We start from the raw sequence: 15,265 nt of genomic DNA, 5'->3' as shown, positions 1-15,265 counted from the left end.
TTATTGTTGGCTGATGCGGGCCGTAAGAGCGGCTATATCCAGGTTATCGTAAGTGCCCGAACTCATGAGTAACAGATTCTGGTTAGTCCAGTTAAGCGCGTGCAAATAAGCAGTTAATTCCTGACTATTATTAAAAACCTGAATGTTTTCGTTGCCAAAGGCTTGCTTAATATCTTCGGGCTGCAACGCGGGCATGCGTTTATGTTCTAAAGTTTTCGGGTTAAAATAAACCAGGGGAACATCCGCTAGCCCAAAAGCGCCTTTGTATTGCGGTAAAAATTCTTTATTTAAACTGCTAAAGGTATGCAGTTCCAGGCAAGCCACCAGCTTACGATCCGGAAACTGGTTTTTTAAAGCTTCGGTGGTGGCTTTTACTTTAGAAGGGGCGTGGGCAAAATCTTTGTACACCCGGGCGCTGGAATTGCCACCCAAAAACTCTAAACGCCGGGCTGCTCCTTTAAACGATTTTAAAGCCTCGTAAAAGGCCTGGGGTTTAATGCCTACCAACCGGCACACTTCTTTGGCCGCCGCAATATTACGCAGGTTGTGTTCCCCGAAAACCTGTAAAGGAACATCGTCTTTTTTGGTTTGCAGGTAAGTAATACCGTTATGGACCTGGTGCTCGTGTACGGTGTAGCCAATGTATTTTACTACTTCGCTCCGCGGTACGGCCACGTGCAGCACTTGTTCGTCGTCCTGGTTATAAATAAGCGTACCGGCTTTGGGCGTCATTTCGGCAAAAATCCGGAATTGTTCGCGGTAGATTTTCGGGTCCGGAAACACGTTGATGTGGTCCCAGCTGATGCCGCTAATTACCCCAATGTGGTGGTGGTACAAATGAAATTTAGGTACCCGTTGGATAGGCGAAGCCAGATACTCGTCGCCTTCAATGATAATAATGGGGGCTTCTTCGGTTAATTTTACCATCAGGTCAAAACCTTCCAATTGGGCGCCAACGGCATAATCAAATAAGCGGTTGTGGTATTGCAGCACGTGCAGAATAATCGCCGTAATAGACGTTTTCCCGTGGCTACCGCCAATTACAATGCGTTGTTTATTAATGGATTGCTGGTAAATAAATTCGGGGAAAGAATAAATCGGGATATTTAATTCCTGGGCCCGCAGCAACTCCGGGTTATCGGCGCGCGCGTGCATACCCAAAATAACAGCATCTAATTCCGGGGTAATTTTTTCGGGAAACCAGCCCATTTGGGCGGGTAAAATGCCGGCGGCTTGCAGGCGGTCGTGGGCCGGATTAAAAATTTCGTCGTCGGAGCCGCTAATTACCAGGCCTTTCTGGTGAAGCGCCAGCGCTAAATTATGCATAATGCTGCCGCCTACAGCAATAAGATGAATGCGTTGTAATTGCTCAGTGTGCATCTAATCGGGGTAAGTACGAAAACAAATGTACAAATTTTTTTCAGTCTGGCTCTTTAAGAAAATCAGGGCAAGGTAAGACTAAGCAGCCTTAAAATTTAAAAAAATCTACTGGGTTCAGTACCAGCACCAAAGCCTTTGTGGATGAAAAGGTTTATAAATTGTTAATAAGCCAATCCAGAACTTTGTTAGATTTGTGTATGGAGGAAAGTAAAGTAAAGTTTTCGCGCGATAACAAAAATGGCCGTTGGAATGGGAGTAACAAAAGCTCGATAACCGTGGGTTTGGGCAAAGTGCCGCCGCAATCATTGGATTTGGAAGAAGCGGTTTTAGGGGCTTTAATGCTCGAAAAAGATGCCTTAACCACGGTAATTGATATTCTAAAGCCGCAGAGTTTTTACAAAGACGCGCACCAGAAAATATTTAAGGCCATACTGGCGCTTTTCGATAAATCAGAACCCATTGATATTTTAACGGTAACGCAGCAATTGCGCGAAGACGGGGAGCTGGAGTTTGTGGGTGGGCCGTACTACATCATGAATCTCACTACCCGGATCAACTCGGCCGCCAACGTAGAGTTTCACGCCCGGATTATTACCGAAAACTCCATTAAACGCGATTTAATTTCCATTTCCAGCGAAGTGGAAAAACGGGCTTTTGAAGATACCACCGACGTATTTGACTTATTAGACTACGCCGAGAAATCGTTGTTTGAAGTTTCGGAAGCTAACATCCGTAAAAACTTCGACGATATGCGTTCTTTGATGCACAAAGCCATTAAAGAACTCGAAGAAAAGAAAAATCAGAAAGAAGGTTTAACCGGCGTACCCAGTGGCTTTACTGCTCTGGACCGCGTTACTTCCGGCTGGCAACCTTCGGATTTGGTTATTCTGGCGGCTCGTCCGGCAATGGGTAAAACGGCTTTCGTGGTATCGGCGATGCGGAATGCAGCCGTGGATTTCCGGAAACCCGTAGCTATTTTTTCTTTAGAGATGTCGTCGTTGCAGTTGGTAAATCGTTTGATTTCGGCGGAAGCGGAGCTGGAAGGGGAAAAAATTAAAAAAGGCAACCTGGCCGATTACGAATGGGCCCAGCTGAACCACAAAATCTCCCGGTTATCCGAAGCCCCGATTTTTATCGACGACACGCCGGGTTTATCGATCCGGGAGTTGCGCACCAAGTGCCGCCGCTTAAAAGCCCAGCACGACATTCAAATGATTATTATCGACTACTTGCAGCTGATGACCGGGAACGAAGGCAAAGGCGGCGGCGGGAACCGGGAGCAGGAAATTGCGTCTATCTCGCGGGCTTTAAAAATGCTGGCTAAAGAACTAAGCGTACCGGTAATTGCCTTGTCGCAGTTAAGCCGTGCTGTAGAAACCCGCGGCGGCGATAAAAAACCCCAGCTTTCCGACTTGCGGGAATCCGGTTCCATTGAGCAGGATGCCGACATGGTAATCTTCCTGTACCGCCCCGAGTACTACGGCATCACCGAAGACGAAACCGGAAACCCCACCCAGGGCGTAGGGGAGGTAATTATTGCCAAACACCGGAACGGTTCCATCGGCAGCGTTAATCTTAAATTTATCGGTAAGTTCACCAAGTTCGGCGACCTGGAAGGTGACTTTGGGGCAGATCCGTTTGGCGGCGGGAATGCTTTACCGCCGAGCAATTTCGACGATCCGTTTGGCGGCGGCAACGCGGTACGATTACCCAGCAAAATGAACGGCGACTCTTTGCCAAAATCCAGCTTCGACACCGAAGAACCACCGTTTTAAACTGTAAGATGAATAGAATGGCTGCTTTTGCTAATAAATGAAAACATCCCAATCCGGTTGATGGATAAAAATTTAAAAAAGCCTTTTTTGGGCTTTAGTAACTACTGGTAAGAGCCTCCTCCGGGAGGCTTTTTTCTTTTCCGCAGCATGCCTAAGAGCTTGTTGCGTATAAATCCCGGATTGAAAATTTTTAAATAAAAGTTTCTGAGTAACAAGTAAGAAGGTGATGTTTTTGGTCAGTCTGCAAAAAAAGCCAGGTTAAGGGTTATCAAAATTTAAAATGGGCGTATACAGGAGGTATAAATCCTCAGTTTCCATTTTAAATTGATCGTATGAAAAAACACTTTTTACTTGTATGGTGTCTGTTTAGTGTTCATTTGCTTTTGGCGCAGGATGCCGTTCCGATTTCGGGCCGAGTAACGGATGCTAAAACCAGTGAAGCCTTGATTGCCGTTAGCGTTTTGGTGAAAGGAACCTCTTCTGGCGCGCAAACAGACGTAGACGGTAACTTTACCGTAAATGCCCCTGCCAACGGATCGTTGGTATTCTCCTATATTGGTTACCAAGATCAGGAAGTTGCTATTAACAATAGAACTACCATAAATGTGCAATTAACTACCGATGCCAACCAGTTAAACGAAGTGGTGGTAGTGGGGTATGGCTCCCAACAAAAGCGCGATGTTACCGGGTCTATTACTTCCGTGAAAGGAGATGAGCTGGTCAAACAATCGTCGCAAAACCCGGTAAGTTCCATCCAGGGCCGGGTAGCGGGAGTGCAGATTACCAACGCTGGTTCTCCGGGTTCCTCTCCTCAGGTCCGGATACGGGGCGTCGGTTCAGCTCAAGGGGGAGTAGAACCGCTTTACGTAGTAGACGGTACCTTTGTGCCGGATTTGAGCTTTTTAAATCCTGCGGATATTGAATCGATGGAGGTATTAAAAGATGCTTCCAGTGCTTCTATTTACGGAGTAAGGGCCGCAAACGGCGTAGTTTTAGTAACCACCCGAAAAGGTAAAGCCGGAACCCCCCGCATTAATTACAATGGTTTTGCCGGCGTGCAACGCGTTACCAACCGGTTAAAAATGGCTAATGCCCAGGAATACGCCACCTTGGTAAACGAAAAATTCGAATCAATTGAAGAACCCAGAAGATTGCCTCTAAACTCCCCCTCCACCGATTGGTACGACCAGGTACTGCGCACGGCTCAAATTCATAACCACCAACTAAGCATGTCCGGCGGCACCGAGCGGATTACTTATAATTTTAGCGGCAGTTACCTGAATCAGCAGGGCATCGTGAAGAAAAATGATTTTGAACGCATTACGGCCCGCTTACAAACCGATTTTAAGGTAACCAACAACATTAAGGTGGGGTATAATGCCATTTTCTCCAATATTAAAACCGATACTATTCCCACTGGGGTTTTGTACCAATCGTACGTAGCGCCGCCAATTTTACCCGTGCGAGAAGCCAGTGGCCGTTACGGCGATCCCGCTAATATTAATTTGGGTAATTTTTCTAACCCGCAGGCTAGTTTAGATTGGTTTAACCAGGTAAACCGCTCGCAACGTTTAACCGGAAACGTTTTTGGAGAAGTAACTTTTTTAAAAGATTTTATTTTCCGGACCAGTCTGGGATTAAATTATAACCTTAGCGAATACCGGAATTATCGTTCTCAGGATTCGTTAACCTCCGTTCAATTTGCCGAAAGAAGTTTGTTAACCAAAAGTAATTACAAAGGCAACAGCTGGCTTTGGGAAAATACCTTAACTTATAATAAAGAAATAGGGGATAATCGGTTTACAGTTTTATTGGGTATCTCATCGCAAAGAGACCGCTGGGAAGAGCTTATCGGTACCATCAACGATGTGCCTAATAATTCCGAGGCATCTTATTATTTTTCTTTAGGTGATCAGTCAACCGCCCGGATCCAGAATACCGGCGACTTATTTACCTTTGCTTCTTATTTTGGACGGATCAATTATTCATTCCGCAACAAATATTTGTTAACCACTAGTTTGCGCTACGATGGTTCTTCAAAATTCCCAAAAGCTAATCGTTTTGACATTTTTCCTTCCGTTGGTTTAGGCTGGATGGTGACTGAAGAGTCTTTCATGAAAAATCAAACGGCCATAAATAACCTGAAAATAAGAGCCAGTTGGGGTAAGTTAGGCAATAGTAACATCCCTTCTAATGTTTTTAACCAAACTATTGATTTAGGATCTAACCTAATAGCATTTTTTGGTCCTGGTATACCTTATACCGGGGGTAGCAGAACTCAAAGAGTTTCACCTATACTTTTTTGGGAAGTGGTAAAAGAAACCGATTTAGGTTTTGAGATGGTTACGCTTAATAACCGGTTAACCATTGAAGCAGATTGGTATGACAAAAGAACGGAAGATGCTATATTTGATGTACCTGCTTTAGGTTCTATAGGGCAAGGCGGGACTATTAAAAGTAACAATGCCAGTTTTAAAAATACCGGGGTAGAATTTGCGGCTAACTGGAATACTGAAGCTACTTCTAATTTCCGGTACAATGTAGGTTTCAACGTAGCTTATAACCAAAACGAAGTTACTGATGTTAACACTTTGACTTCTCAACGAGGCGGCAGTGGTGGCGTAGCGGGTAATTTTACCACCATTTCCCGGGTGGGTGATCCGATAGGGACGTTTTATGGTTTTGTAGTGGATGGTGTTTATCAAACCGAACAGGAAATTACAGGTTCCGCTCAGCCCGGTGCTAAACCCGGCGATTTCAGATACCGGGATATAAATAATGATAAAGTTGTTGATAGTCGGGATTTAACAATTACCGGTAATCCAAACCCACGGTTTATTTACGGGATAAATTCAGGTTTTAATTTTTACAACTTCGACTTGCAACTGGATATTCAGGGCGTAGCCGGTGTGGAAATTTACAATGCCAATAAAGGAAACCGGTTCGGGAATGAAAATTATACCCAAGATTTCTTCGATAATCGCTGGCATGGGGTAAATACTTCTAACTCTTATCCTTCGGCCGATTTAAGCGGAGTGAATTTAGATCCGAACAGTTGGTACGTCGAAAATGGTGATTATATCCGGATCCGAAACCTGCAAGTTGGTTATACTTTGCCTACTAACCTTACCGGTAAATGGAAAATACAAACCATTCGCTTTTACGCCAATGCGCAAAATCCAATAACTATTTTTAAATATAACGGCTTTACCCCCGAAGTGGGCGGGCGGCCAACCAATGCCGGAATAGATTTAAACGTTTACCCGCTTTCGGCAACTTATAACTTCGGTGTTAACGTTAATTTTTAATCTAGCTGTGTTGTACAAATGAAAAATATACTATATAAAACAAAATTTAAAATTTTGGTTGGTTTCAGCATTCTGGCTTTAGGAGGAATTTATTCCTGTAAAGAAGAATTTCTGAATGTGGACCCACAAGGTAAGCCCGAAGAATCCCAGTTTTTTGTGAACCAGGAGCAAGCTTTATTTGGTGTAAATGCCATTTACGCGCACTTACGGTCCTGGCCCGTTTCGGCTTTTGCTAATCTGGCGCTAACCACCATTGCTTCCGACGATGCCGAAAAAGGCAGCACCCCGGGCGATGCTTCTTTCATGAATGACTTTGATAATTTTACGTTTACGTCCACGCAATTTACCCTGAATGATTATTGGAGCGGACAATACGCGGGCATCAACCTGAGTAACCAGGTGCTCACCCGGGTGCCGGCCATTACCATGGATGAAAACCTAAAAGCGCGCTTGCTGGCCGAAGCTAAATTTCTGCGGGCATATTATTATTTTAATTTAGTAAGGGCCTTTGGTGGCGTTCCGCTGGTAACTAAAATCCCGGAAACTCCCGAGGAATTAAATCCTACCCGGGCAAGCGCCGAAGAAATATACGCGCTTATTGTAAGTGACTTAAATGATGCCTCGGCGGTACTGCCAGTGAGTTACGATGCTGCCAACGTGGGTCGGGCTACCAAAGGCGCTGCTTTAGGTATGCTGGCTAAGGTAAAAATGTACCAAAAAGCCTGGCCGGAAGTTTTAACTTTAACCGAGCAAGTAGTGGCTTTGCCTTATTCTTTAACCCCCGATTATTACCAGATTTTCCGGTTTGCGGGCGAGAACAATGCCGAATCCATTTTTGAAGTTCAGGCTGAGGTAATACCCGGTAACTGCGACGCTTCTAACAGCCAGTGGGCCGAAGTGCAAGGGGCCCGGCCGCAGTTTGGCTGGGGTTTTAGTATACCTACCACCGATCTGGAAAATGCCTATGAGCCCGGCGATATGCGAAAAGATGCAACCATTTTGTACCGCGGCGAGACTACTCCGGAAGGAGATAAAATTAGTGAAACAGCCGATAACCCTAGGTATAATCAAAAAGCCTACGTACCCGGTTCCGTGGCCAAGGATTGTGGTTATGCCCACGGGCAGAACATCCGGATTATGCGTTTAGCTGAAGTTTTACTAATGCACGCGGAGTCCGCTAACGAACTTGGCCAGACCGATAAGGCTTTAAGTTCTTTAAACAAAGTACGCGAACGCGCCGGGTTAGACCCCGTTACTACTACGGCCCAGGCTGATTTAAGAAATATCATCTGGCACGAACGCCGGGTAGAAATGGCCTTGGAAAACGGCGATCGTTTTTTTGATTTAGTGCGGCAGGGACGGGCCGCGGAAGTGCTGCAAGCCCAAGGCAAAAAATTTACGCCGGGTAAAAACGAAGTTTACGCCATTCCGCAAAATCAAATTGAATTAAGCGGCGGCAACCTGGCTCAAAATCCGGGTTATTAATCTTTAAAGCAGGAAGTCCGATTTTCATTATATTGGCCTTCCTGCTTTTTTTAATTTTGTCACGATTTTGCTAAAGCATGATTTACGCCCGACTGCCTTACTGGTGCTTGTTTTTAATTTTAATACTCGTTTCCTGTAAGGCCAAGGAAGAAGAAATTTTTACTCCCCCGGTTATTACCCCCGAAGTAGCTCCCGTTACGCCGGATAAAGAAATACTGGACAAGGTACAACAAGCAACGCTCCAGTATTTTTGGGAATATGCTCATCCAATATCCGGCATGGCCCGCGAACGCACGAATTCTGGGGATTTGGTAACCAGCGGCGGTACTGGTTTTGGTATTTCGGCTTTGATTGTTGGCGTAAGCCGCGGTTGGATTCCTCGCGCGGAGGCCGTAGAACGGCTTACCAAAATGGGCGAATTTTTAAAAAAAGCAGACCGGTTTCACGGAGCCTGGAGTCATTGGTTAGATGGGAGCACGGGCAAAGTAATTGCTTTTAGCCCGAAAGATAACGGGGGTGATTTAGTAGAAACTTCTTTTCTCATCAATGGCTTATTAGCTGCCCGAACTTACTTTAATGGTTCGGATGCGGCCGAAACAGCGTTGCGGAATACCATTACGCAGTTGTGGGAAACCGTAGAGTGGGACTGGTACGCTTCACGCGGCGATGGTCAACTCTACTGGCACTGGAGTCCGGATTATAATTGGGAAATGAACCTGCCCATCCGGGGCTGGAACGAATGTTTGATTACCTACATTCTGGCTTTAAGTTCACCCACGCACGCTATTTCACCGGCTGTTTATCAAAATACTTTTCAGGGAACCGGCTTTATAAATGAGCAACCTTTAGAGGGATACTTGCTGCCGATTGGCCCTGGTTATGGCGGACCTTTATTTTTTGCTCATTATTCCTTTCTGGGCCTCGATCCGCGGCAAATGCAAGACTCCTATGCTTTTTACTGGCAACAAAACGTAAAACATACGCTTATTAACCGGGCTTATTGTATGCATGCGGCTCCGAAAAATTACGGCTACCAGGCTGGTTTATGGGGGCTTACGGCTTCCGATGATCCGGATGGGTACAAAGCGCATCAACCCATAGATGATAACGGCACCATGGCGCCCACCGCGGCCATTAGTTCCATGCCCTACACGCCATATTACTCCATGCAGGTACTGCGGAATTTGTATACTAATTTAGGTAATCAATTATATGGCAAATACGGCTTTTTCGATGCCTATAACCGCTCCCGCGGCTGGATAGCGAAAGACTATCTGGCCATCGATCAAGGCCCCATTGTTATCATGATTGAAAATTACCGGACTGGTTTGCTCTGGGATTTGTTTACGAAAATACCCGAAGTACAAAATGGTCTAACAAAAGCAAACATTAAGCAACCTAATCCCGAAACAGGTTTTTATCTGGCCATTCCGGAAATAAGAACCGGCCAGTACGACCTGTTAAAAAACCCCGACCACAATAAGTACCCGATTGATGTAGCCATTCAAACAGCTGGTAATTTTACTTTAACCCTGGAGAAAGAAGATGGAAGCGTAGCGGAAACAATCTGGCAGGAAGAGGCAAAAGCACCTGGTTTTTATTCGGTAAGTTTTGGCGAAAAAGTACCGACCGGAAAATATACTTTACGGCTAAGCAACTCAACTGTAACGAAAAAGTTGGCCGTTGACCTGCACTAAATTTTAAAAATTTAAAAATCAGCCTATGAAAAACTATTTTCTGCTGTTAATCTGCTTACTTATGGTGCCGGGTCTGTCGTTGGCCCAAAAAACCAAGGCCAAGAACACCACAAATATTTTTGACAACTCGCGCCCGAAAAACTTGTCGGATGAGCAGCTATTGGAGTTGGTACAGAAACAAACTTTTGCGTACTTCTGGGATTTTGCGCACCCGGTGAGTGGCATGGCCCGTGAACGTAGCAACAAATCTTTTGACTACGGCGACGAAGTAGTAACTACCGGCGGAACCGGGTTTGGCTTGATGGGTATTATCGTGGCGGCCGAACGAGGTTGGATTACCCGCCAGCAAGCCGCCGAGCGTACCTTAAAAATCGTGGATTTTCTCTGGAAAGCCGATCAGTTTCACGGGGTGTACCCGCATTGGTTAGACGGGGCGACCGGTAAAGTTATTAGGTTTAGCCAGAAAGACGATGGCGGCGATTTAGTAGAAACATCATTTTTATTTCAGGGCCTGATTTGTGCCCGTCAGTATTTTACCCAAAACAACTCCACCGAAAGCCAGTTGCGCAACAAAATACTCTGGATGTGGGAAGGGGTGGAATGGAACTGGCACACGCAAGGCGGGCAGAATGTGTTATACTGGCATTGGAGCCCCAACCAGGGCTGGAGCATGAACCACCAGATCCGGGGCTGGAACGAATGTTTGATTACTTATGTGCTGGCGGCTTCTTCCCCTAAGTTTGCCATTGACTCCAAGGTTTACCACCAGGGCTGGACGAGTAGTAATTTCTTCCGCAACGACCGGGAGTTTTTAAGTATTAAGCTGCCGTTAGGCTTTGATTACGGAGGTCCCTTATTTTTCTCGCATTATTCTTTTCTGGGCCTCAACCCGAAAGGTTTAAAAGACCAATACGCCGATTACTGGCAGCAAAATTTAAATCATACGTTAATTAACCGGGCCTACTGCCTCCAAAATCCGAAAAAATTTAAAGGCTACGGGCCCAATAGTTGGGGACTAACCGCCAGCGACAACCACCAGGGTTACGGCGCCCATTCGCCTACCGAAGATTTAGGGGTAATCACCCCCACCGCGGCTTTATCGGCTTTCCCGTATACACCTGAGTATTCTATGCAGGCGCTTAAACATTTCTACAACGATCTGGGAGATAAAATCTGGAGCAAATACGGCTTTGTGGATGCTTTTAACGAAACCGAAAACTGGTACGCGAAATCACATCTCGCCATTGATCAAGGCCCGATTATCGTGATGATCGAAAACTATCGTACCGGTTTAATCTGGAAACTGTTTATGAGTTCGCCGGATGTGCAGCAAGGTTTAAAAAAATTAGGCTTTCAAAGTCCGGAGTTGAAATAGTACTTAGCCCATGGCCCGTTCACCACAGACCACATTTTTAGCAATTATTTTTACTATCGCGAGCGTCCTCGCTCGTGATGCTTATCGTCCGGCCTCTGGCTGTTAGGAATTTATATTAATTTCTTTTAAAAGTAGTTTTTCAGTTAGCCCGGCCAGAGGCCTACCAGATAGTAGACACGAGCGTGGACGCTCGCGCCAGCGTTAAAGCCGGTTGAATTGAAGATAACTTGATCCGCTGTAAATTTTAAAAATTATTTATCCGTATAAGGTTTAAGAGTATGTTTAAAAATTTGAGATAGCTTTTTTAGAAAAAACAAAAAGCCGTAAAATGCTGGTTATTACTACTTTATACAAGAATGTTTGCTGCAAGTTGATTCTCTTAACTTGCAACCAATCCTTTGAGCCAGCATGGAAGGAGCTGTTTTAGTTAAGTCGTTTTTGAATCCGCTCATTAAACTAGCATTATAAAGTCTTTTTTAGGCAATTAACCTCATCTATTAAATAACCGCTAATTTTAGCAGTTCAGAATTTTAAACATACTCTAAGCCTTATAACGTTAGTAAATTATTAAAAACATAAATTTTTTATGTCCATCTTATCAATATACAAAAAATATACAACGCTTAAACCTATTCTGGCTATTGTGATTGCAGCTAGTCTCTTGGGAAACGCTTGTTCTTCCTCAAAAAAAGATACCGTAGCTCAAAATCAACTTGCTCCAGACCCGCCGTTTGAACGCGTGGTGGTGGATAAAGATCCGCCGGTGGCACCCTTATCGCCGGAAGAAAGCATGAAAAAGGTACAACTGCCTCCTGGTTATCGCCTGGAGTTGGTAGCCAGTGAGCCCATGGTGCAGGAGCCGGTAGCTATTGCCTGGGACGGAAACGGCCGCATGTACGTAGCCGAAATGAATACCTACATGAAAGATGCCCTGGGCACCGGCGAATACGAACGCACCAGCCGCATTAAGCGCTTAGAAGATACCGATGGCGACGGCAAAATGGATAAGTATACTGTATTCATCGATAGCCTGCTATTACCCCGGGTGGTTTTACCAATAGGCGACCAATTGCTGGTGCAGGAAACCAATGTGCAACATATCTGGAGTTACCGCGACACCAACAACGATGGCAAAGCCGATGAAAAGAAAATAGTTTTCCGGAACGACGTGCAGGATGTGCGCAACCTGGAACACCAAAACGGCGGCCTGCTCTGGAACCTCGATAACTGGATTTACCCCACCCGCGATAATCTGCGGTACAAATACCAAAACGGTAAGCTAATCGCCGATACTTTGGTAGACAACATGATTGGCCAATGGGGGCTCACGGCGGATAATTACGGACGTTTGTTTTACTCCGAAGCCGGTCCGGGTTTGCCGGCGGTTCAAATTCAGCAGATGCCCGCTTATGGGGCTTTAAATTTTAAAGATCAGTATACGCCCGAATTTGCCATTCCCTGGCCCATTATCGGCAACGTAGATGCTCAAGGTGGAAAAGAAGCTTTGCGCCCCGAAGATAATACGTTAAACCATTTTACCTCTGGCTGCGGTCAGTCTATTTTCCGCGGCGATCGTTTACCCGCCGACATGCAGGGTGATTATTTTATTCCGGAACCGGTAGGACGCGTCATAAAACGCGGTAAAGTATCGAACAAAGAAGGCAAGATTTACCTGAAAGATGCCTACGAAAAAAAGGATTGGTTGGCCTCCGCGGATATGAATTTTCGGCCCATTAATACCAACACCGGGCCGGACGGTAATTTTTACATTGTAGATATGTACCACGGTATTATTCAGGAAAGCGAATGGTCTGGGCCAGGTTCCTACTTAGGCGGCGTAATCGCCCAGAAAGGCTTGGATAAAAACCGGGGCATGGGCCGTATTTACCGGGTAGTCCACCAAAATTTTAAACCCGATACCCGCCGCCCCAACATGCTGAACGAACCCAGCAGCCAACTGGTAAAATATTTAAATCACCCCAATGGCTGGTGGCGCGATAATGCCCAGATTACATTGATTGTGCGCAACGATCAATCGGTGGTACCCGCTTTAAAGCAAATGACACTAGCCAAAGAACAACCCAATCACCTGGCCCGCATGCATGCCTTATGGACTTTAGAAGGTTTAAATGCCCTGGATAAAGCGACGTTGTTTCGAACATTGGCCGACGAAGAACCGCAGGTTAGAAAAACTGCCGTTTGGGTTAGCGAAAATTTTCTGGCGAAAAACGATTTGGAAGTAATACAAAAATTAAGCGTCCTGAAAGAAGACCCCAGTGCGGATGTGCGCATACAGCTGGCTTTATCCTTAAGAACTAACAAAAATGAGGTGGCCCAAAATACGATAAAAGAATTAATTGCGGCTAACCCGAAAAACGAGTTGATGCAGTATTCTCACACCACGTTCCTGGAAACCCAGAAAACCTTAGCTGCCGAAAAAGCCCGTTCTAAAAACCTTAGTCCCGAAGACCGGAAGTTGGTAGCCAAAGGCGCGGTGATATTCAAACAATTGTGTTCCAGCTGCCACGGCCCAGACGGAAAAGGAAGATCTTTGGGCGGTGGCCAAATGCCAGCTCCGCCCTTGGCTGGTTCACCCCGGGTAAAAGGCGATAAAGTTTTGCTCACGCAATTACTTTTAAACGGCCTACGGGGTCCGGTGGATGGTAAAACATATCCGGATATTATGCCGGCAATGGGCCATAACGACGACGAATGGATTGCCTCCGTGCTAAGTTACGTGCGGAATAGTGGCGAAATCGGGAACAATGCCTCCGTGGTAACCACCGAAGAAGTGAAAAATGTACGTGCCAATACGCCCAAAATTCCCGAAGGCATGACCCTGCAAATGCTCGAAATCTTTAAACTAGGCCGCAACGAAAACACCAACTGGGCTAAGTAGGTTACAGGTTGCAGGTTGCAAATTTCAAGTTGCAGATTTTAACCTGAAACACGGTTTTCAATAACCATCATTTATTCACAATTGAAAATTGGAAGGGCAGATATTTGAACTCGGTTTAAAAGTAGAGTACAATAGCTTGGGCTTACTTACCGCGTATGAAATTTAAAAATTTAAAAAATAGTAATGATTGTAAAAGCCCTTGCTAAGAATAACTGACACCAGTTTGGCTTTTGAGGGCCTTCTAAGGTTCCGGTGTGGCGTTGAGCCACATTCCGCAGCGGAGCGAGGAAAGGAAGCTTAGACCGCCCGAAAGAGCCAAACGGGGCCCGCCGGCCAGGAGGCAAAACTTGAAGCCAGCAAGTTCGATAGCACTGCGGCCTGGAGGCGGGAACCGGCTCCAAGTAAAGACGGAAGAATAAAGTTAACCAATCCTCCGGCTAATCTTAAAAGGGGAGCTTGGAGTTAAATTACTTTAAAACTTAAAATGCGCGATTTAATGTCAATCCATCAACATAAATTTTCAATCAAACCAATAGTCAGACTTGGTTTGATTCTTCTGTTGTTACCCATAAAACTTGTAGCCCAACCCGTCACCTTCACCAATACGTTTGGAATGGAGTTCGTGTTGATACAACCGGGCAGTATGGTGGTAGGTAAGTTTCAGCCGGGTACAGGAGAGCCGCCGAAAGAAAAATTAAACCGCCCCACTTTGCCGGCGAGCGCTTATAAAACCGCCGCCGAAATGGCCCATAAAGCTTTCAGGCCGGGCTTCACCGTGAACTTGAACCAGCCTTATTACATCGGAAAATTTGAAGTTACGCAGGAACAATGGCAAAAAATTATGGGCACCAATCCCGCTTTTTTTAAAAAAGATAAGGTAAAAGATAACAACGCGCAGCACCCTGTCGAAAACATCACCTGGCAGGATGCCCAAGCCTTCGTACAAAAATTAAATGCCCAGGATAAGCAACATACCTACCGGTTACCCACCGAGTTTGAATGGGAGTACGCCGCGCGGGCCGGCGCCAAAGAAGATATACCTTGGTCCGAAATAAATGAAGTTGCGGTTTTGGGGGGCACTACTACCAGCCCAGTTGGGCAAAAGAAACCCAATGCCTGGGGAGTATACGACATGTTGGGCAACGTGTGGGAGTGGATGCAGGATTACTACAACGAGAAAATTTTCGCTGATCCGGTCCCACCCCGTGCCGGAAAAGAACACGTGTTAAAAGGCGCTTCTTTTACCGGCGATGTTAAAAATGCTACTTATATGACTCACGCTGCCGGCCCCGGGAATGGTTTTGATGCGGGTGTTCGGTTAGTAATGGAAGCACGGAAATGAATTT

8 protein-coding genes are annotated in these 15,265 nt (G+C 45.7%); 7 read left to right on the top strand and 1 reads right to left on the bottom strand.

All coding sequences use genetic code 11. The annotated features are described in order from the left end of the window. Positions 1–1,380 (bottom strand): UDP-N-acetylmuramate--L-alanine ligase, encoded by a 1,380-nt coding sequence (locus AHMF7616_RS13455; protein WP_115373356.1) that lies wholly within the window; start codon positions 1,378–1,380, stop codon positions 1–3. A 197-nt stretch (positions 1,381–1,577) separates the two neighbouring features. Here AHMF7616_RS13455 and dnaB point away from each other — a divergent pair, with 197 nt between their 5' ends. The 7 genes from dnaB to AHMF7616_RS13420 all read left to right on the top strand — a co-directional run bounded on the left by dnaB (position 1,578) and on the right by AHMF7616_RS13420 (position 15,261). Beyond that, positions 1,578–3,155, top strand: a complete 1,578-nt coding sequence (gene dnaB / locus AHMF7616_RS13450) for a replicative DNA helicase (RefSeq protein ID WP_115373355.1) — start codon at positions 1,578–1,580, stop codon at positions 3,153–3,155. Positions 3,156–3,487: 332 nt separating this feature from the next. Continuing rightward, a complete protein-coding gene (locus AHMF7616_RS13445) occupies positions 3,488–6,463 on the top strand; it encodes a SusC/RagA family TonB-linked outer membrane protein (protein ID WP_115373354.1) in 2,976 nt (991 codons plus the stop codon). An 18-nt stretch (positions 6,464–6,481) separates the two neighbouring features. Next, entirely contained in the window at positions 6,482–7,948 is a 1,467-nt protein-coding gene (locus AHMF7616_RS13440) for a RagB/SusD family nutrient uptake outer membrane protein (RefSeq protein ID WP_115373353.1), read from the top strand. Between the two features lie 77 nt (positions 7,949–8,025). Then, positions 8,026–9,645, top strand: coding sequence for a glucoamylase family protein (locus AHMF7616_RS13435; RefSeq protein ID WP_115373352.1), 1,620 nt, complete (start codon positions 8,026–8,028; stop codon positions 9,643–9,645). Between the two features lie 25 nt (positions 9,646–9,670). After that, positions 9,671–11,020 carry a glucoamylase family protein gene (locus AHMF7616_RS13430; RefSeq protein WP_115373351.1) on the top strand — a complete coding sequence of 450 codons (1,350 nt, stop codon included), beginning with the start codon at positions 9,671–9,673 and terminating at the stop codon, positions 11,018–11,020. A gap of 586 nt (positions 11,021–11,606) precedes the next feature. Next, the gene (locus AHMF7616_RS13425; protein ID WP_115373350.1) at positions 11,607–13,919 is read left to right on the top strand and encodes a DUF7133 domain-containing protein; all 2,313 of its coding nucleotides are present in this window, start codon (positions 11,607–11,609) and stop codon (positions 13,917–13,919) included. A 547-nt stretch (positions 13,920–14,466) separates the two neighbouring features. After that, positions 14,467–15,261 (top strand): formylglycine-generating enzyme family protein, encoded by a 795-nt coding sequence (locus tag AHMF7616_RS13420; protein WP_233507533.1) that lies wholly within the window; start codon positions 14,467–14,469, stop codon positions 15,259–15,261. Positions 15,262–15,265: the final 4 nt, after the last annotated feature.

The sequence above is a fragment of the Adhaeribacter pallidiroseus genome (genome assembly GCF_003340495.1).
Lineage (GTDB): Bacteria > Bacteroidota > Bacteroidia > Cytophagales > Hymenobacteraceae > Adhaeribacter > Adhaeribacter pallidiroseus.
The sequence above is the reverse complement of the archived record's forward strand: the minus strand, read 5'-3'. Positions and strand labels throughout refer to the sequence as shown.

Excerpts from the sequence above, each read along its gene's own strand:
- AHMF7616_RS13435 (WP_115373352.1), top strand. The coding sequence starts at position 8,026 with ATGATTTACGCCCGACTGCCTTACTGGTGCTTGTTTTTAATTTTAATA.
- AHMF7616_RS13430 (WP_115373351.1), top strand. The coding sequence starts at position 9,671 with ATGAAAAACTATTTTCTGCTGTTAATCTGCTTACTTATGGTGCCGGGT.
- AHMF7616_RS13455 (WP_115373356.1), bottom strand. The coding sequence starts at position 1,380 with ATGCACACTGAGCAATTACAACGCATTCATCTTATTGCTGTAGGCGGC.
- dnaB (WP_115373355.1), top strand. The coding sequence starts at position 1,578 with ATGGAGGAAAGTAAAGTAAAGTTTTCGCGCGATAACAAAAATGGCCGT.
- AHMF7616_RS13440 (WP_115373353.1), top strand. The coding sequence starts at position 6,482 with ATGAAAAATATACTATATAAAACAAAATTTAAAATTTTGGTTGGTTTC.
- AHMF7616_RS13425 (WP_115373350.1), top strand. The coding sequence starts at position 11,607 with ATGTCCATCTTATCAATATACAAAAAATATACAACGCTTAAACCTATT.
- AHMF7616_RS13445 (WP_115373354.1), top strand. The coding sequence starts at position 3,488 with ATGAAAAAACACTTTTTACTTGTATGGTGTCTGTTTAGTGTTCATTTG.